This window comes from Ottowia sp. (assembly GCF_047975795.1).
Classification (GTDB): domain Bacteria; phylum Pseudomonadota; class Gammaproteobacteria; order Burkholderiales; family Burkholderiaceae_C; genus Ottowia.
In genome coordinates this window covers 143098-161692 of sequence record NZ_JBKEEE010000047.1, presented here as the reverse complement: position 1 = coordinate 161692, position 18595 = coordinate 143098, and the positions used below count along the sequence as shown (strand labels likewise).

Here is an 18595-nt window from a genome sequence, read left to right as displayed (position 1 = left end):
AATAGACAGCCAATAGAAAGTCAGGAGACAAGATGCGTACAACAGATTCACCTGTGATGACCGATGGTTTTGGCGGCGTGGCGGCACCCCTGCCCAAGATCGGCATGGGCCAATGGTTCACCGAGCGCGCGCTGCGCGACGGGCAGCGCAAGGCGCTGACTTTTGAGGGCAACACCTGGACTTACGCCGACATGCTCGATCGCATCGACCACATGGCCGGTGCCTTGCTGGCCGGCGGCGTGCAAGCCGGATCGCGCGTGGCTTACCTGGGTTTCAACCACCCCATGTTCTTTGTCACGTTGTTTGCATGTTCAAAGATCGGTGCCATCTACGTGCCGCTGAATTTCCGCCTGGCAGGCCCGGAATTTGAATACATCATCAACGACGCAGGGGTGCACACCCTCATCGTCGACAAAGACCATATGGCCGTCATCGAGGCAGTGCGCGCGCAGCTTACCTGCTCGCGTTACCTGTGCGCCTTTGATGAAGCTGAGGACGCCGTTCGCTGGCCCTCTGCCGAGGCGGCCATGGCCGCCGCCACGCCGGTGCGTCAGGCGCATCAACCGCACCAGGACGACGTGGCGCTCATCATGTACACCTCGGGTACCACGGGTCGTCCCAAGGGTGCGATGCTCACCGCAGGCAACTTCTGGTGGAACCACGTGAGCGAGCTGGTCATGCTCGACATGCGGCCAAACGATGTGCTGCTCACTTTTGCGCCTATCTTCCACATTGGCGCGCTGAACGTACTCACGTTGACCACCTTCCTCAAGGGGGCGCACATCGTCTTGCACCGCAGTTTTGATCCGGCCCTGGCTTTGCGCGACATAGCCCGCCACAAGGTCAGCACGCTGTTCGTCGTGCCTGCCATGCTGCTGTTCATCAGCCAGCACGCGGACTTTGCCACTGCCGACACTTCCACGGTGCGCTTCATCATGTGCGGCGGCGCGCCTTGCCCGGAGCCGCTGCTCAAACTCATGGATCAGCGCGGCATTTTGGTGCAGCAGGGCTACGGTTTGACTGAGACGGCGGCCATGGCCACGGCGCTGTCATCTGACTGGGCGGCCAGCAAGATCGGCTCGGTCGGTGTCTCCCCACTGCTGACCGACGTGCGCATCGTGGCTGCAGACGGGCGGGTGGTAGACACCCCGCAAGAGCGCGGCGAGGTCTGCGTGCGCGGCATGAACGTCACCCGCGGCTACTGGAACCAACCCAATGCCACACGGCATGCCTTCAGCGATGACCACTGGTTTCGCACCGGCGACGTGGGCTACTTTGACGAGCAGGGCTTCTTCTACATCTGCGACCGGGTCAAGGACATGATCATCAGCGGCGGCGAAAACGTCTACCCCGCCGAGGTAGAAAGCGCGTTGTACGAACACCCGTCCGTGGCCGAAGTGGCGGTGGTCGGCAGCCCTGATGCGCAATGGGGCGAAGCCGTGGTGGCCGTGGTGGCGCTCAAGCCCGGCACCAGCCTGACGCTGGATGAGCTGCGCGATTTCACCAGCCAGCGTTTGGCGCGCTACAAGGTGCCCAAGCAACTGCGCATTGTCGACACCCTGCCGCGCAACCCGACCGGAAAAATTCTCAAATACAAACTGCGGGAGTCAGCGGCCTGAGTGGATGGGGTGCGACAGTCAAGCCTGATCTCGGGGCCATGACCGCTTGAGATGGAGCGGGTGAAGGGAATCGAACCCTCGTATGCAGCTTGGGAAGCTGCCGTTCTACCATTGAACTACACCCGCGTGCCGGTGGTGAGTGCGAATTCTAGCGGAGCGCTTCAGCGGCTTGCAGGCCACTGCGCACAGCACCTTCCAGCGTGGCGGGGTAGGGGCCGTCGATGAAGTCGCCACAGGCCAGCAGACCGGGTGCCACTTGCATGGGTGGGCGTTGCAAGCCGGGGGTGCAGGCAAAGGTAGCGCGCTTTTCCACGATGGTGCGCAGTGGCGTGACGACCAGTCCAAGTTGCGCGCGGGCCTGCGCCGTCACACCCGCTTCAAGTGCTGCCGCGCGGTCACGCGCGGCGCTGATGACGAAGGCGAGCAGGCGGTGGTGAGGGGTATTGGCGGCGGTTGCGTTGTGGGCTGGTGTGCCTGTCGCGGCCTGGGACAGCAGGGCGCTGCGGTCAAACACGAATTGCGCAGGGGCCTGCGCGCTGCCGTCCGCGCGCAGCGCCAGCATAGGGGTGGGCCAGGGCTGTCCCGAGGGGTGATGCGGCGTCAGATCCGGCCCTGGATCCGCTACCAGTGCATACACGGTGGCAATGGCTTCGTGGTGCAGTGCGGCCGCTTGTGCCGACCAGCGTTGCAGCGCGGCGGCACTGGTGCTGTCAGGCGCGTTGCTGGCGGCAGCGATGCGGGCGGCGGTGTGGGCGGGAACCGCCAGTACCACGCGGTCAAAAATTTCACTGCCGATTTGCCACCGCCCGGCGTGGGCGTGTGCCGATTGCCCGGCATGAGCATGCAGCGCATCGATGCGCGAGCCCCAACGAACCTGGACACCTTCAGCTTGCAGCCAGCGTATGGCCGGTTCGGGCCACAGCGCGCCCAGTTCGGTGCGGGGCAGCAGCAGATCGGCGCTGCCGGGTGGGCCGAGCAGGGCGTCGTGCAACACGCGCAAGAACACCTGGGCGCTGGCTTCGGCGGGCGGGGTGTTGAGGGCGGCCACGCACAGTGGATCGATGAAGTCGTGCCGCACCGCAGTGGGCAGGGTTTGGCACAGCACGGCCACGGTCAGTGCCGGGTCGCATGCAAAACCGTTGCGCCGCCATGCGATGGCGGTGCGCAGCAAGGTCAGTCGATCTTGCAAGGGCCAGCCGCGCGTGCCCAGAATGCCGACCGCAGCGTCCAGCGGTCGAGGCAGGCGCGGCAGCGACAGGCCTGATCCATCTGGGTAACGCAGGGTCAGGGGCAAGCGTTGCAGTAATTGCGCAGGGTCAGCCCCTCCGGTGCGCATCAGCCGCAGGGTGTCGGTGTAGGCACCGATCAGGATGTGCTGGCCGTTGTCGGCTTGCAGTGTGTGCCCGTTGGGCAGCGGCAGGGTGACGCTGCGCGCCCGCCCGCCCGGCGTGCGTGTGGCTTCAAGCAGCGTGACCTGGTGGCCCAGTTGATGCGCCTGCACGGCAGCGGCCAGCCCGGCCCAGCCTGCGCCGACGACGGCTACACGCGGAGGGTTGGCGGGGGATGAAAATTTCATAAACAATTCAGGCTATTTGCGCAGGAGGTTATTGCGTATGACCCTCTTGTAATAGCAGCAAGTTGATGGGTTACAGGCCCTCCTGATGGCTGCGGAGCCAAGCCAGCGGCCGTCAGTGGCTGGGCTTGCATCGGCCACTGGCGGCGTTCCCCTCACGCAGCAAGGAGGAAGGCGCGCAGCGCCTCAGGGGGTGTTCAAAACCGCCCAAGCGCCTGCATTTTCCACGCCAGCCACAGCTTGCGCAGCGGGGTCAGGCCGATGCGCTGGTTGAGCACGTGAAAGCTGTCGCGTTCGATCTCGTGCAGCAAGGTGCGGTAGATGCTGGCCATCATCAGGCCGGGTTTTTGGCTGCGGCGGTCGGTGGCGGGCAACAGGGCCAGGGCGTCGTCGTAAGCCTGGTGCGCGCGTGCGGCCTGGAACTTCATCAGATCGACAAAGCGTTCGGAATATTCGCGCTGGATGATTTGGTGGGCCTTGATGTCAAAGCGCTGCAATTCGTCGATGGGCAGGTAGATGCGGCCTAAGCGCGCGTCTTCACCTACATCGCGGATGATGTTGGTGAGCTGCATGGCCAGCCCCAACTGGTGGGCGTAGGCGGTGGTTTGGTTGTCAGTCTGGCCAAAGATGCGTGCCGATACCTCGCCCACCACCCCCGCCACCAGATGACAGTATTTTTGCAGTGCGGCAAAGTCCAGATAGCGCGTTTGCGTCAAATCCATGCGGCAGCCGGCAATCACGTCCAGCAAATGGCGCTCTTCAATACCGTAGTCGGCAGCCAGCGGCAGCAGCGCTTGCGTGACAGGGTGGGTGGGCTGGCCTGCAAAGGCGGCACGCACTTCGCTGTCCCACCAGGCCAGTTTGGTGGCGGCCACACCGGGGTCGGACACGTCGTCCACCACGTCGTCCACTTCGCGGCAAAAGGCATAAAACGCCGTGATGGCGGCGCGGCGCGGCGGTGGCAAAAATAAAAAAGCGTAATAAAAGCTGCTGCCCGAGGCGGCGGCTTTGTTCTGCACGTAGTCTTGGGGCGTGGTCACGCTGGGGATTGTCCCATTGCCTCAGGGCAAGGAGGCGAGTCAGTCGTGGTGGCGGTCAGATGTCGCGCCAGGCATCGGCCACCCACAGCGCGGGCTGGATGTGGGCAAAGCGCTTGTTGCGCTTGCCCGCCAGGGCGTCGGGCGGGTTGACTTCGCCGTGAAAGATGACGATGCGCGCCTGGGGCGGCACAAAGGGGGGCTTGAAGTAATTGCTGGGCCAAGGGGGGATGCAGTCGTATTTGAAGCTGGGGCACCAGCCGCTGGGCCAGTAGCTGAGGTGGCCTTGCCGATGCACGAAGTGCGACAAAAAATCCTGTTCGTTGCGGTATTGGCGTTGCACTTCGGCCATGTGTTCGCGAAAGTAGGCCAGCACGTCGGCGTGCGCGCCCAGCGCAAACCGGTAGACCGATGAGTTGCCCACCACGCGCTGGCCAAAGCGCCAAAAGCGGGGGTAGTCGTGGATGATGAGCAGCTTGCCTGGCTGGGTAAAAAAATCATCCAGACTGCCGACCACCACCACGTCCAGATCGAGAAACAGTGCGGTGCCACGCAGGCCGTGCAAATCGGCCTCAAAGGTGGTGAGTTTTTTCCATGCACCGTCGCGCTCGCCGGGCGCAAGCTGAAGGTTGAGCGGCGGAATGGGCAGGCACTGCACCTCAGGGCGTACGCCGCTGGCGTCGTCGGTCAGGCAGACAAAGTTGAAATCACCACTCAAGTGACGGCGCACCATGCCGTACAGGCGGTTGACGTATTCGGGGCCGTATTTGGTGCCCCATTTCATGCACAAAATATGCCGTTGATGCTGGTCTGACATGCGGTGAAAGCTCTTGATTTGACAGTAACGCCGAGGTGGCGACGGCTTTAGTCCGTGCGGCTTTTCTTGGCCGATTTTTGCTTTGGCGTGGCTTTTTTCAGTTTGCCGCCCGGTGTGAGCCGCTGGTTGCCCAGCACCCGCACCACGCGCACTTCAGGGCGCTGGCCACCGCGCTTGCTGTACTTGAGTACTTTCACGTTCTTGGGGCCGGGCTTGCGTTCGTCGTCCAGGGTTTTTTCTTTGGCGGGCTTGGGCCGCCACAGCACCAGCAGCTTGCCGATGTGCTGGATGGGCGCGGCGTTCAGGTCGTCGGCCAGTTGCTGGTAAATGGCTTCGCGCGCGGTGCGGTCATCGCCCAGAACGCGGATTTTGATCAGGCCGTGGGCGTTCAGCGCCGCATCGGTTTCCTTGCGCACGGCGGGCGTCAGGCCATCGGCACCGATCATGACCACGGGGTCAAGATGGTGGGCTTCGGCACGATGGGCCTTGCGCTGGACAGGGGTGAGTTCAATTCGGGGCATGGGCCGTATTATCGGTGGCTTGAAGGCGCGGGTGAGTGCCTTTGTTTTATAAATATTTTGAGCCTTTGACGCAGCTGCAACAAGCGTAAGCAGCTATTTGATTAATAGCTTTTGAGGTGGCCCAGAGGCAAGGTGTGATGAAGATCAAGTCCAAAAGCAACAAGGTCAACAAGGCATGGCTGAATGACCACCTGAACGACCCCTACGTCAAGCTTGCCCAGCGCGAGGGCTACCGCGCGCGTGCCGCCTACAAGCTGAAAGAAATTGACGAGGCGTTGGGGCTGATTCGTCCTGGTCAGATAGTGGTGGACCTGGGCAGCGCGCCGGGTGCCTGGAGCCAATATGTGCGGCGCACGCTGTCGCCCGGCGGCGCGGCCGTGGGTGCGCTGGACGGCACCATCGTGGCGCTGGACATTTTGCCCATGGAGCCGGTGGAAGGTGTTTGCTTTTTGCAAGGCGACTTTCGTGAAGATGAGGTGCTGGCGCGCCTGCATGAGCAGCTTGGTGCGCGGCGGGTGGACGTGGTGGTGTCGGACATGGCCCCCAACTTGTCGGGCGTGGCATCGAGCGACGCGGCGCGCATGGCGCATCTGGTCGAGCTGGCGGTGGCGTTTGCGCAGGCGCACCTTCAGCCGGAAGGCGCGCTGGTGGCCAAAGTCTTTCATGGCAGCGGCTACAGCCAGTTGGTCAAGCTGTTCAAAGACACGTTTCGTGTGGCCAAACCCATTAAACCCAAGGCATCGCGCGCGCGTTCGGCTGAAACTTTTTTGGTAGGGATGGGGCTAAAATTCCCGGTGCCTTGAACCATCAAGGCTGGCAGGCTGTGGCACCGCGCTGGGCGCTCTGAAATCTTTCGTAGCCAAAAACCGGCAAATGTCGCTGCTGAAAACAAGGTTGAGCCTCATCACACCGTCTGAAGGCGGTTGAAATGCCTACAATGGGCTTCATATGCCCGTCATTGCCGGGTTTTTTGTGATTGGAGCGTAAGACCTTGAAAAATCAATGGTTCTCGAAGATCGCCGTCTGGATGGTGATCGCGATGGTGCTGTTCACTGTGTTCAAGCAGTTTGACGGCAGCCGCATGAATGCGGCCACGCACATGGCGTATTCCGACTTTCTGGGCGAAGTGCGCAACAACCGTGTCAAAAGCGCGGCCATTCAGGAAACCTCCAGCGGCACCGAAATCGTGGCCGTGATGACGGACGACAGCCGTGTGCGCACCACTGCCACTTATTTGGATCGTGGGTTGGTGGGTGATTTGATCAACCACAACGTCAAATTTGACGTCAAGCCCCGCGAAGAGCCATCGTTGCTGATGAGCATTCTGGTGTCGTGGGGACCCATGTTGCTGCTGATTGGCGTGTGGGTGTACTTCATGCGCCAGATGCAAGGCGGTGGCAAGGGCGGCGCGTTCAGCTTTGGCAAATCCAAAGCGCGCATGCTGGACGAGAACAACAACACCATCACCTTTGCCGATGTGGCCGGTTGCGACGAGGCCAAGGAGGAAGTCAAGGAAGTGGTCGATTTTCTGAAAGACCCGCAGAAGTTCCAGAAGCTGGGCGGTCGCATTCCGCGCGGCCTGCTGCTGGTCGGCCCGCCGGGCACCGGCAAAACGCTGCTGGCCAAGTCGATTGCGGGTGAAGCCAAGGTGCCGTTTTTCAGCATCTCCGGCTCTGACTTTGTCGAGATGTTCGTCGGCGTGGGCGCAGCCCGCGTGCGCGACATGTTTGAGAACGCCAAGAAAAATGCCCCTTGCATCATCTTCATTGATGAAATCGATGCAGTGGGTCGCCAACGCGGCGCTGGCTTGGGCGGCGGCAACGACGAGCGCGAGCAGACGCTCAACCAGATGCTGGTGGAGATGGATGGTTTTGAAACCAATCTGGGCGTGATCGTCGTGGCTGCTACCAACCGGCCCGATATTCTCGATCAGGCCCTGCTGCGCCCCGGCCGCTTTGACCGGCAGGTGTATGTGACGCTGCCCGACATTCGTGGGCGCGAGCAGATTCTGAACGTGCACATGCGCAAAATTCCGATCGGCCAGGACGTCAGTGCCAACGTCATTGCCCGCGGCTCGCCCGGCATGAGTGGTGCCGACCTGGCCAACCTGTGCAACGAGGCCGCGCTGATGGCCGCACGCCGCAATGCCCGTGTGGTGGAGATGCAGGATTTTGAAAAAGCCAAAGACAAGATCCTCATGGGGCCTGAGCGCAAGAGCATGGTCATGCCCGAGGAAGAGCGCCGCAACACGGCCTACCACGAAAGCGGCCATGCGCTGATCGGCAAGCTTTTACCAAAGTGCGATCCGGTGCACAAAGTGACCATCATCCCGCGCGGGCGCGCTTTAGGCGTGACCATGAGCCTGCCAGAGAATGACCGCTACAGCTACGACAAGGAATACATGCTGAACCAGATCAGCATGCTGTTCGGCGGCCGTATTGCGGAAGAGGTGTTCATGAACCAGATGACCACCGGTGCCAGCAACGACTTCGAGCGCGCCACCAATTTAGCGCGCGACATGGTCATGAAGTACGGCATGAGCGACGCGCTCGGCCCCATGGTCTACGCCGAAAATGAGGGCGAGGTGTTTCTGGGTCGAAGCGTCACCAAAACCACCAACATCTCTGAAGAAACCATGCAAAAGGTGGATTTGGAAGTGCGTCGCATCATCGACGAGCAATACGCGCTGGCGCGCAAGCTGATCGAAGACAACCAGGACAAGATGCACGCCATGGCCAAGGCGCTGCTGGACTGGGAAACCATTGATGGCGAACAGCTCGATGACATCATGGCGGGCCGTGAGCCGCGCCCGCCCAAGGACTTTACGCCGCGCACACCATTTTCTGGCGGTGATGGCGGCACGCCCAGCGCCAGCAAGCCTGCCGATCCGGCACCCACGACGGCGTGATGTAGTCGGCTGAGCTGGCTTCACACATTGCCATCTTTCTGAACGCGGAGCCTTTGTGCTCCGCGTTGTCATTTGAACGTCGCCCATGAACTGCTGGAGCACCACCCGCTTTCAGATTGACTTGACCGAGCCGCGCGTGATGGGCATCGTCAACGTCACGCCCGATTCGTTTTCTGACGGCGGGCAGCACGCCGATGCCGCATCGGCCCTGCGCCACTGCGAGCAACTGCTGCATGATGGTGCGCATCTGCTCGACATTGGCGGTGAATCCACCCGGCCTGGCAGTCCACCCGTGCCGCTGGATGAAGAGCTGTCCCGTGTGCTGCCGGTGGTGCGTGGCGCGCTGCAACTGGGCGTGCCGGTGTCGGTCGACACCTACAAACCGGCGGTGATGGCCGCTGTGCTGGACTTGGGGGCAGACATCATCAACGATGTGTGGGCCTTGCGCCGCACCGGCCCTGATGGCGACCCCAGTGCGCTGGAAGTGGTGCAGCGCCATCCTTCGTGCGGCGTGTGTCTGATGCACATGCACCGCGATCCGCAGACCATGCAGGTGGCACCCATGCAAGGCGATGCCGTGCCCCAGGTGCGGCAGTTTTTTGACCAAGCCACGCAGGCGCTGCGCCAAAACGGGGTGGCGGCGGGGCGCATCGTGCTCGACCCCGGCATCGGCTTTGGCAAAACCGTGGCGCAAAACTATGCGCTGCTGGCCCGGCAGGGCGAGTTGCTGGCGCTGGGTTACCCGCTGCTGGTGGGCTGGTCGCGCAAGTCATCGATTGGCGCGGTGCTGCAAGGCGCTGCACCTGTGCCGCCACCGCCCGCCCAACGGGTCACAGGCAGTGTGGCCGCAGCCTTGCTGGCCGTAGAGCGGGGCGCGCGCATCGTGCGGGTGCACGACGTGCGCGAGACGGTGCAGGCGCTGGCCGTGTGGCGTGCGATGCAGGCAGCGTGGCCAGTGCTTTCCGGATAACTATTAAAATAATAGCTTCCAGTGCAGGGTGGAATTGCGCTAGAGACTGTTTCCACTACAAAATTTAAGGAGCGCAGCAGATGAGCCGACGTTATTTTGGAACCGATGGCATTCGCGGTACCGTGGGCCACCCGCCTATTACGCCCGACTTTGTGATGCGCTTAGGCCATGCCGTGGGCCGGGTGCTCAAGCGGCATGAGGCGCACCCGGTGGTGCTGATCGGCAAGGACACGCGTATTTCGGGCTATCTGCTGGAAAGCGCCCTGGAGTCGGGCCTGAACTCTGCCGGTGCCGGGGTGATGCTGCTGGGGCCGGTGCCCACACCGGCGGTGGCTTACCTGACGCGGGCGCAGCGTGCCAATCTGGGTGCGGTCATCAGCGCCAGCCACAACGCCTATGCCGACAACGGCATCAAGTTTTTCAGCGCCCACGGCACCAAGCTGCCCGACGATTGGGAACGCGAGGTGGAAGCCGCGCTGGACGAGCCGCCGCAGTGGGTGCCTTCGGCCGATCTGGGCAAAGCCTGGCGGCTGGACGATGCGGCGGGCCGCTATATCGAGTTTTGTAAAAGCAGTTTCAACAATGCCTTGAGCCTGCGCGGAATGAAAATCGTGGTCGATGGCGCACACGGCGCGGCTTACCAAATTGCGCCCAAGGTGTTTCACGAGTTGGGTGCCGACGTGGTGGCCATTGGCTGTGCACCTGACGGGTTGAACATCAACGACGGCGTGGGGGCCACGCAGCCACAAGCGCTGGTGGCTGCGGTGCGCGAGCACCAGGCCGACTATGGCGTGGCGCTCGATGGCGATGCCGACCGGCTACAGATGGTGGACGCCAGCGGACGCCTGTTCAACGGTGATGAGTTGCTGTACGTGCTGGCGATGGACCGGCTGATGCGTGACCAGGCCCTGCGTGGGGATGGTGCCCAAGGCGTTGGCGCACGCAGCCCCGGTCTGGGCGGCGTGGTGGGCACGCTGATGACCAATCTGGCGGTGGAGCAGGCATTGAAGCGCGCAGGCTTTGAATTTGTGCGTGCCAAGGTCGGTGATCGCTACGTGCTGGAGGCGCTGAACCAACGTGGTTGGCTGTTGGGTGGTGAGGGTTCGGGCCATTTGCTGGTGCTGGACAAGCACACCACGGGCGACGGGCTGATCTCGGCCCTGCAAGTGCTCCAAGCCTGTGCGCAGCGCGGCCGCACGCTGGCGCAAATGCTGGCGGATGTGCCCCTGTTCCCGCAAGTGCTGATCAATGTGCGCCTGCAACCAGGCACCGACTGGCAGGCCAACACGCGGCTGAGGACCGAAACCGATGCCGTGCTGGCTGAGCTGGGCACGCGCGGTCGCGTGCTGATCCGCGCCAGCGGTACCGAGCCGCTGCTGCGCGTGATGGTCGAGGCCGATGATGCCGCTTTGGCGCAGGCTTGTGCGCAACGTCTGGTAGAAGCCGTGAAGCCGTGAATTTTGCTATTGTTTGAGTAGCTTTTGACGATTGATGAAAGCGCGCCAGAGCCACAAGGCCCGCCTTCATTTCAGATGCAGCAACGCACCATGTCAGATGGTGCGTGAGATATGTCACAGCTTGCTGGCTGAAAGCGCCAATGTGCGCCGTGTCGCAACCGGCCTTTACAAAGATTGACAGCGGGCGACCATAATTCTTTCAGTGAAACGCACGATATCCCGCCTGCCTGAAGTCAACCTGTCTGAAATAGATGGCGTGCGCCATCTGCACCTGGAAACCGACTGGGTGCAAGGCTCGATGCGCATTGCCGCGCCGTTTGACATCGACCTCGAATACGTGCAGCGCATGATGGCCTGGCTGCTGTTTGTGCCGCCATCTTCCGTGGCTGGACGCCATGCCATGCAACTCGGTCTTGGCGCAGGTGCAATCAGCAAATTTTGCTATAAAAAACTGAGAATGACCTGCACCGCCATCGAACTGAACCCGCGCGTGGCCGACGTGTGCCGCGCCTGGTTTCGTCTGCCGCCTGACGACGTGCGCATGCGGGTGGTGATTGCTGATGCCGCGCAGGAAATTCTGCGTGATGAATGGCTCGGCACCGTCGATGCATTGGCTGTAGACGTGTACGACGATCAGGCCGCTGCGCCCGTGCTGGACAGCCCCGAGTTTTATGCCGACTGCCGTTGTCTGCTGACCGACGAGGGCTGCATGACGGTCAACCTGTTTGGCCGCTCGGCCAGTTTTGAGCGCAGTTTGGCCTGGATCAGCGCTGCATTTGGCGAGCAAGCGGTGTGGGCGTTCAAACCCACGCGCGAGGGCAACACCGTGGTGTTGGCCCAGCGCACGCCACGGCGGCCATCACGCACGCACATGCAGGCGCAGGCGGACGATATTGAAGCGCGCTGGGGTTTGCCCGCGCGCAAATGGCTCAAGGTTTTCAAGGCGATCACGAAATGAAACGCACCCACGGTCACTCTCGCAGCAACCCAAACCACCAGCCCAAAGATCTGCAACCCGCCTTGGCGTATTACGGCCCGGTGCAATGGCGCCAGTTGGTCGACTGGATGCGCGATGACGAGGTGATTACTCCGCAAGAAGCCGACCGCACCATCGCCCGCTGTTCGCAGGCCGAAAGCGCGCAACCGGCGCTGGTGCGGCTGGCGGCGGTGGGGGTAGAGCGTGCCTCGGACGGCCACCCGATGGACGTGGAAGAGCTGACGCAATATCTGGCGCGCCGTGCCAAGATGGAATACCTGCGCATCGACCCGCTGAAAGTGGACGCTGGCAAGGTGGCCGACACCATGAGCGCCAGCTACGCCGAGCGGCACAAGGTGCTGCCCGTGCAGGTGACATCCACCGAAGTGGTGGTGGCTACCAGCGAACCGTTCATGGACGACTGGGTGTCCGAGGTGGAGCGCCAGGCCAAGCGGCCCGTGCGGCGCGTGGTGGCCAACCCGGCCGATATCAAGCGCTACACCGCTGAGTTTTTTGCGCTGGCCAAGTCGGTGCATGCAGCACTGAAAAGCGGCGGTGCGGCGGCGGCGGCCAGCTTTGAGCAACTGGTCGAGCTGGGCAAGTCCGGCCGCCAGCTTGATGCCAATGACCAGGGCGTGATCCAGGTGGTGGACTGGCTGTGGCAATACGCATTTGACCAGCGGGCCAGCGACATCCATCTGGAGCCGCGGCGCGATCAGGGCGTGATCCGCTTTCGCATCGACGGTGTGCTGCACCCGGTGTACCAGGTGCCGGGCGGGGTGATGAATGCCATCACAGCGCGCGTGAAGCTGCTGGGCCGCATGGACGTGGTGGAAAAGCGCAGGCCGCAGGACGGGCGTATCAAAACCCGCACGCCGCATGGCGACGAGGTGGAAATGCGTCTGGCCACGCTGCCGACGGCGTTCGGCGAAAAACTGGTGATGCGTATTTTTGACCCCGACACGGCGGTTAAGGATTTGGCCGCTTTGGGCTTTACGCCGCACGATGCCGATCGCTGGGAATCGCTGGTGCAGCGGCCCAACGGCATCATCTTGGTGACGGGGCCGACTGGCTCTGGCAAAACCACCACGCTGTATTCCACCTTGCGGCGCGTGGCGACGGAAGAGGTCAACGTCACCACCATTGAAGACCCGATCGAAAACATCGACCCGCGCCTGAACCAGACCCAGGTGCAAAACCATCTGGACTTTGGCTTTGCCGAAGGCGTGCGCGCGCTGATGCGGCAAGATCCGGACATCATCATGATTGGCGAGATCCGCGATCTGGACACCGCCGAGATGGCGGTGCAGGCCGCGCTGACCGGCCACTTGGTGTTCAGCACCTTGCACACCAACGATGCACCGTCTGCGCTGACGCGCTTGATGGAGCTGGGCGTGCCGCCTTACCTGCTCAACGCCACCATTTTGGGCGTGCTGGCGCAGCGCCTGGTGCGCACGCTGTGTCCGGCATGCAAGGTGCGCGACGAAGAGGCGTCGACCGAGTTGCTGGCCGATGCCGTCAAGCCCTGGAAGCTCAACAGTGGCCAATACCGCCCCTACAAACCAGTGGGTTGCGTGGATTGCCGCATGACGGGCTTTCGCGGCCGCATGGGCATTTATGAATTGCTGACTGTGAGCGATGCATTCCGTGCGCTGGTGCATCCGGATGTGTCACTGTCGGCGCTGCGCAAACAGGCGGTGGCCGACGGCATGCGCCCGCTGCGCTTGGCGGGCGCGCTGCGCGCATCGGAAGGCTTGAGCACTTTGGCGGAAGTCATTTCAGCGACACCACCGGTCAATTGACTAGGGATTACCCTTGAGTTTTGTGGTGCGCGTGGCGATGAAGTCACGCGCAGTCTGTCTTGCGCATGCAAGAATGGCGCTCAGTGCATGTCTGTTCATGACCGGGTTGCAGGCATGGTGTTCCAACAAGCTGAGTGAGAGGAGATAACCCGTGCGCATCAAAAGTCAGAAAGACTTTGTTTCCGGGCTGGTGTTCATCGCCATTGGCGTGACGTTCGCTATCGGGGCCACCAACTACAGCATAGGCACCAGCGCCCGCATGGGGCCAGGTTACTTTCCGCTTATGTTGGGTATTGTGCTGGCCATCATTGGCGCAGTGGTGTCGTTCCGGGCGCTGGTGGTGGAAACGCCGGACGGTGATCCGATTGGCACTTGGGCGTGGAAGCCGCTGCTGCTCATCATCGTGGCCAACTTTCTGTTTGGCATTTTGCTGGGGGGCATTCCCAGTCTGGACATTCCAGCCATGGGCTTGATCGCTGCCATCATCGTGCTGACCATTGTGGCGGCCATGGGTGGGCACGAATTCAAATGGAGCGAGGTGCTCATCCTGTCGGTGGTGCTGGCGGTGGGCAGTTGGGCGGTGTTCGTCAAAGGCCTAGGGCTGACGTTCCAGGTCTGGCCGAGCTTTTTGGGTAACTGAAAGCGAAAGGGTTGAATATGGATTTGGTGAACAACCTCGCTTTAGGTTTCAGCGTTGCCTTTACGGCCCAAAACCTGATGTATGCCCTGGTCGGCTGCCTGCTAGGGACGTTGATTGGGGTGCTGCCGGGTGTGGGGCCAGTGGCCACCATCGCCATGCTGCTGCCTGCCACTTATGCCTTGCCGCCGGTGGCGGCGTTGATCATGCTGGCGGGTATTTATTACGGCGCGCAATACGGCGGCTCGACCACAGCGATTTTGGTCAACTTGCCGGGTGAAGCCTCATCGGTGGTGACGGCGCTGGATGGGCACCAAATGGCGCTGAGTGGCCGGGCCGGGCCGGCGCTGGCGGTGGCGGGTATTGGCTCGTTCATTGCGGGTTGCTTTGGCACGCTGGTGCTGGCCGCATTTGCCGTGCCGTTGACTGAGGTGGCCTTTGCATTTGGCCCTGCGGAATATTTTTCGCTGATGGTGCTGGGTTTGATTGGCGCGGTGGTCATGGCCTCAGGCTCGCTGCTCAAAGCCATTGGCATGATCGTGCTGGGTTTGCTGATCGGTATGGTGGGCACCGATGTCAATTCTGGCGTGGCGCGCTTTTCGTTCGACGTGCCCGAACTAACCGATGGCATCAGCTTCATCGTGGTGGCCATGGGCGTGTTTGGCTATGGCGAAATCATCAATAACCTGTCGCACGCGGACGAGAGGCGTGACGTGTCGGTGACCAAGGTCACGCACCTGTACCCCAGCAAAGAGGACTGGAAGTTCATGCTGCCCGCCTGCCTGCGCGGCACCATGCTGGGGTCTGCCTTGGGCATCCTGCCCGGCGGCGGTGCCACACTGTCGGCCTTTACCTCTTACACCATCGAAAAGAAGATGAAGCTCAAAGACGGCGAAGTGCCGTTTGGCAAAGGCAACATCCGTGGTGTGGCAGGGCCTGAATCGGCCAACAACGCGGGTTCGCAAACCTCGTTCATTCCGCTGCTGACCTTGGGCATTCCGCCCAATGCGGTGATGGCGCTGATGGTGGGGGCCATGACCATCCACAACATCCAGCCCGGCCCGCAGGTGATGACCAGCAACCCCGATTTGTTCTGGGGCCTGATTGCCTCCATGTGGATTGGCAACGCCATGCTGGTGATCTTGAACCTGCCCCTGATTGGCATCTGGATCAAACTGCTCACCGTGCCTTACCGCTGGTTGTTTCCGGCCATCGTGCTGTTTTGCGCCATTGGGGTCTACACCACCAACAACAACACCTTTGATGTGTGGATGGTGGGTTGGTTCGGCATCGTTGGCTACTTGTTCATCAAGCTGGGCATGGAGCCAGCGCCTTTGCTGCTGGGTCTGGTGCTGGGGCAAATGATGGAAGAAAACCTGCGCCGGGCGCTGCTGCTGTCGCGCGGCGACTGGAGCGTGTTGGTCACGCGTCCGCTGTCGGCTACGCTGCTGGTCATGGCGGCGGCGCTGCTGGTGATTGTGCTGCTGCCCGCCGTGAAGAAAGGGCGAGAAGAAGCGTTTGTGGAGGATTGACGCCGGTCTTGTTCAGCCAATCGCATTGAAAAGCGGCACCTGCAGGTGTCGTTTTTTTGTGCAGTCGATGGTGGCGAAGTGGCGATGACTGTCCTGCCAAAGCACGACGCAAAATTGGCCTCAACCGCCTGATAATCATGCGATGGAAGCTAGAAAAAGTATAGCGACAGGCATGGTCATGGCGGCGCTCGGGTCGATCGGCTTCAGCGGCAAGGCCATCATCGTCAAGCTGGCTTACCGCTATGGGGTGGATGCGGTCACGCTCATCATGTACCGCATGCTGTTTGCGCTGCCGTTGTTTGTGAGCATGGCCTGGTGGGCTGGGCGCGGCAAACCAGCGCTGTCTGCACGTGATTGGGTGGGCGTGGTGGGGCTGGGGTTTTGCGGCTATTACCTGGCCAGCATGCTGGACTTTATGGGGTTGCAGTACATCACGGCCAGCCTGGAGCGGCTGATTTTGTACCTGACGCCCACGGTGGTCATGTTGCTGGGCTGGGCGTTGCGCGGCCAGCGCATCACCGCACGCCACGCGCTGGCCGCCGTGGTCAGTTATGCAGGCGCACTGCTGGTGTTTGGGCGCGAGCTGCGGCTGGAGGGCAGTCCAGCCATTGCATTGGGTGCTGCGCTGGTGCTGGGCAGCACCATCAGCTATGCGCTGTATCTGTTTTACAGCGGTGAATACGTGCGCCGCATTGGCGCGCTGCGGCTGGTGGGGCTGGCCACGTCAGTGGCCTGCGTGTGCTGCATCGTGCAGTTTGGCCTGCTGCGGCCGCTGGCGGCGGCGCAGGTGGCACTGCCGGTGATCTGGCTCAGCGTGCTCAACGCCACCGTTTGTACGGCCGTGCCCGTGCTGCTGGTGATGATGGGCGTGGAGCGCCTGGGCGCGCCGCTGGCTGCGCAAATCGGCATGGTGGGGCCGCTGTCCACCATCATGATGAGCGTGCTGATTCTGGACGAACCCTTTACCCCCTGGCTGGCCGCAGGCACGGTGGTGGTGGTGCTGGGCATCTGGATGTTCAGCCGGGCAGGGCGATAGTCGGGTCAATAATGTAACTATTTGACAATCGACTCCCAACGTTTGTGTCGGCTTGAAGCGCCGTTCAATCGACAATCTGGGTTGAAATGAAAGGTTGAGAACTATGACTTCCATGCAATGGTTGTTCTATCTTGTACTTGCTGCTTTTTTGGGCGGTGCGGGTCAGTTGATGCGTGTTGCAGTGGGCCTGAAGAAGCTTTATGACAAAAATGCCGTAGCAGATGAAAAAACGGCTTTTGATGCAAAGAAGTTTTGGGTCAGCATCGTGCTTGGTGCGTTGGCTGGCTTGATGACAGCGGTTATCAAGTGGGATGGAAGTGATCAATTTCAGCAGGAGTTCATCTTTACCTTGATGGCTGCGGGCTATGCGGGATCAGACATTATTGAAGGGCTTATAGAAAGCCGAATCAAAATACATACGGGCAGTACCTGAGAATTTGATGGAATCGTCTCACTGGCTTTCCCAACCCGCACTGCAAGCGGCGCTGCTGGCGGCAGCCGGCGCGCTGGCTTATTGGCTGAAAGATGTGCCGGGGCTGCTGATTCACTGGGGGCGACGTTTTTTCATCAGCACGTTGACTGTCGATTCGCGCGACGAGTTTCTGTTTGCGGCGCTGGTGGAATACATGGATCGCCACCCGGGTTTGCGCGGCGTGAACCAGTTCACCGCGCGTAGTGTGCGGCGTGGCAGTGCTTATCAAAGCCTGGACGAGGATTTGCGCAACGGCCAGCCGCCGCGTGCTTTCCTTAGCCCCGGCGAAGGGGTGCACATCTTGCGCGTGGATGGGCGCTGGCTTTGGCTGCGGCGCGAATTGCAGGTGGCGCAAAGCGTGTTTGAAAAAGTCAGTCTGTCGACCATAGGGCGCTCGCCCGAGTTTCTGGCGTGTTTTTTGCAGGCCGCGATTGACGCGCGGGCCGCGCGTGAGACCGACACGCTGTCGGTGTACATCCCTAACCCGTTTCATGGCGGCGACTGGATGCGTGCGCGTTTGGGCAGCCGCAGGCCGCTGTCGTCGGTGGTGCTCAAGGCGGGGCAGGGCGAGGAATTGCTGGCGGATTTGCAGCGATTTTTCAGCGCACACACGCATTACGCCCGGCTGGGCATTCCCTGGCGGCGTGGTTATCTGCTGCACGGCCCGCCTGGCACGGGCAAGACTTCGCTGGTGACGGCGCTGGCCAGCGAGTTGCGGTTGAACGTCTGCACACTGAGTCTGGCCAGCCCCATCGTGACCGACGAAAAAATCCATACCCTGCTGGCGGCTGTGCCACAGCGCTCACTGCTGCTGATCGAGGACGTGGATGCGTTTTTCAGCGAACGCGATGCCGCACATGCCCAAGTGCGGCTGTCGTTCAGCGGCTTTCTAAATGCGCTGGACGGCGTGGCCACGCAGGAAGGCACGGTGCTGTTCATGACCACCAACCACGTTCAGCGGCTCGATCCTGCTTTGATTCGCGCAGGCCGCATCGACGAGCAACTGGAATTGGGCTGGGCCGATCGCGAGCAGTTGCGTCGCATGTACCTCAAGTTTGATGACAACGCACAAGCAGCGGATGCGTTTGCCGACCAACATGCGGACGGCCACCATGCGCCTGCGGCCATTCAGGGCAAACTGCTGCGGCGCTTTGGCACGCATGGCATGGGTTTGCAGAATGCTGGCGAGGTTGGGCCGTAGAAAAAAGAACAGCGTCGGGGCGTTGGACTTCAGCGTC

16 protein-coding genes and 1 tRNA gene are annotated in these 18595 nt (G+C 61.6%); 12 read left to right on the top strand and 5 right to left on the bottom strand.

From position 1 onward, the window contains the following. Positions 1 to 32: 32 nt before the first annotated feature. On the top strand, positions 33 to 1619 hold the full coding sequence (locus ACK5NW_RS07805) for an acyl-CoA synthetase (protein ID WP_416926735.1): 1587 nt from the start codon (positions 33 to 35) through the stop codon (positions 1617 to 1619). Between the two features lie 52 nt (positions 1620 to 1671). On the opposite strand, the gene ACK5NW_RS07800 is transcribed toward ACK5NW_RS07805, so the two are convergent. The 5 genes from ACK5NW_RS07800 to ACK5NW_RS07780 all read right to left on the bottom strand — a co-directional run bounded on the left by ACK5NW_RS07800 (position 1672) and on the right by ACK5NW_RS07780 (position 5567). Next, a tRNA-Gly gene (locus ACK5NW_RS07800) sits at positions 1672 to 1745 on the bottom strand. Positions 1746 to 1767: 22 nt separating this feature from the next. Then, complete coding sequence (hpnE, locus tag ACK5NW_RS07795; protein WP_416926733.1) at positions 1768 to 3195, bottom strand: hydroxysqualene dehydroxylase HpnE; 1428 nt, start codon at positions 3193 to 3195, stop codon at positions 1768 to 1770. 194 nt (positions 3196 to 3389) lie between these two features. After that, on the bottom strand, positions 3390 to 4232 hold the full coding sequence (gene hpnD / locus ACK5NW_RS07790) for a presqualene diphosphate synthase HpnD (protein ID WP_416926731.1): 843 nt from the start codon (positions 4230 to 4232) through the stop codon (positions 3390 to 3392). 55 nt (positions 4233 to 4287) lie between these two features. Next, complete coding sequence (locus ACK5NW_RS07785; RefSeq protein WP_416926729.1) at positions 4288 to 5013, bottom strand: glycosyltransferase; 726 nt, start codon at positions 5011 to 5013, stop codon at positions 4288 to 4290. An 80-nt stretch (positions 5014 to 5093) separates the two neighbouring features. Then, positions 5094 to 5567: a YhbY family RNA-binding protein gene (locus tag ACK5NW_RS07780; RefSeq protein ID WP_416926727.1), complete on the bottom strand. Its 474-nt coding sequence runs from the start codon at positions 5565 to 5567 to the stop codon at positions 5094 to 5096. A gap of 137 nt (positions 5568 to 5704) precedes the next feature. Between ACK5NW_RS07780 and ACK5NW_RS07775 the strand changes: the two genes are divergently transcribed. From ACK5NW_RS07775 to ACK5NW_RS07725, 11 genes are all read left to right on the top strand, one after another. Beyond that, positions 5705 to 6370, top strand: a complete 666-nt coding sequence (locus ACK5NW_RS07775) for an RlmE family RNA methyltransferase (protein WP_416926725.1) — start codon at positions 5705 to 5707, stop codon at positions 6368 to 6370. A 188-nt stretch (positions 6371 to 6558) separates the two neighbouring features. Further along, on the top strand, positions 6559 to 8475 hold the full coding sequence (ftsH, locus tag ACK5NW_RS07770; protein ID WP_416926723.1) for an ATP-dependent zinc metalloprotease FtsH: 1917 nt from the start codon (positions 6559 to 6561) through the stop codon (positions 8473 to 8475). Positions 8476 to 8560: 85 nt separating this feature from the next. After that, positions 8561 to 9445 (top strand): dihydropteroate synthase, encoded by an 885-nt coding sequence (gene folP / locus ACK5NW_RS07765; protein WP_416926721.1) that lies wholly within the window; start codon positions 8561 to 8563, stop codon positions 9443 to 9445. Positions 9446 to 9525: 80 nt separating this feature from the next. Beyond that, on the top strand, positions 9526 to 10902 hold the full coding sequence (glmM, locus tag ACK5NW_RS07760) for a phosphoglucosamine mutase (RefSeq protein ID WP_416926719.1): 1377 nt from the start codon (positions 9526 to 9528) through the stop codon (positions 10900 to 10902). 202 nt (positions 10903 to 11104) lie between these two features. Continuing rightward, on the top strand, positions 11105 to 11860 hold the full coding sequence (locus ACK5NW_RS07755; RefSeq protein WP_416926717.1) for a spermidine synthase: 756 nt from the start codon (positions 11105 to 11107) through the stop codon (positions 11858 to 11860). Positions 11861 to 11967: 107 nt separating this feature from the next. Beyond that, entirely contained in the window at positions 11968 to 13680 is a 1713-nt protein-coding gene (locus tag ACK5NW_RS07750; protein ID WP_416926813.1) for a GspE/PulE family protein, read from the top strand. Between the two features lie 151 nt (positions 13681 to 13831). Continuing rightward, the gene (locus tag ACK5NW_RS07745; RefSeq protein ID WP_416926715.1) at positions 13832 to 14320 is read left to right on the top strand and encodes a tripartite tricarboxylate transporter TctB family protein; all 489 of its coding nucleotides are present in this window, start codon (positions 13832 to 13834) and stop codon (positions 14318 to 14320) included. Between the two features lie 17 nt (positions 14321 to 14337). Further along, on the top strand, positions 14338 to 15849 hold the full coding sequence (locus tag ACK5NW_RS07740; protein WP_416926713.1) for a tripartite tricarboxylate transporter permease: 1512 nt from the start codon (positions 14338 to 14340) through the stop codon (positions 15847 to 15849). A gap of 178 nt (positions 15850 to 16027) precedes the next feature. Continuing rightward, positions 16028 to 16885, top strand: a complete 858-nt coding sequence (locus ACK5NW_RS07735) for a DMT family transporter (protein ID WP_416926711.1) — start codon at positions 16028 to 16030, stop codon at positions 16883 to 16885. A 103-nt stretch (positions 16886 to 16988) separates the two neighbouring features. Then, on the top strand, positions 16989 to 17318 hold the full coding sequence (locus tag ACK5NW_RS07730) for a hypothetical protein (RefSeq protein ID WP_416926709.1): 330 nt from the start codon (positions 16989 to 16991) through the stop codon (positions 17316 to 17318). A 7-nt stretch (positions 17319 to 17325) separates the two neighbouring features. Then, complete coding sequence (locus tag ACK5NW_RS07725; protein WP_416926707.1) at positions 17326 to 18558, top strand: BCS1 and AAA domain-containing protein; 1233 nt, start codon at positions 17326 to 17328, stop codon at positions 18556 to 18558. Positions 18559 to 18595 lie beyond the last annotated feature (37 nt).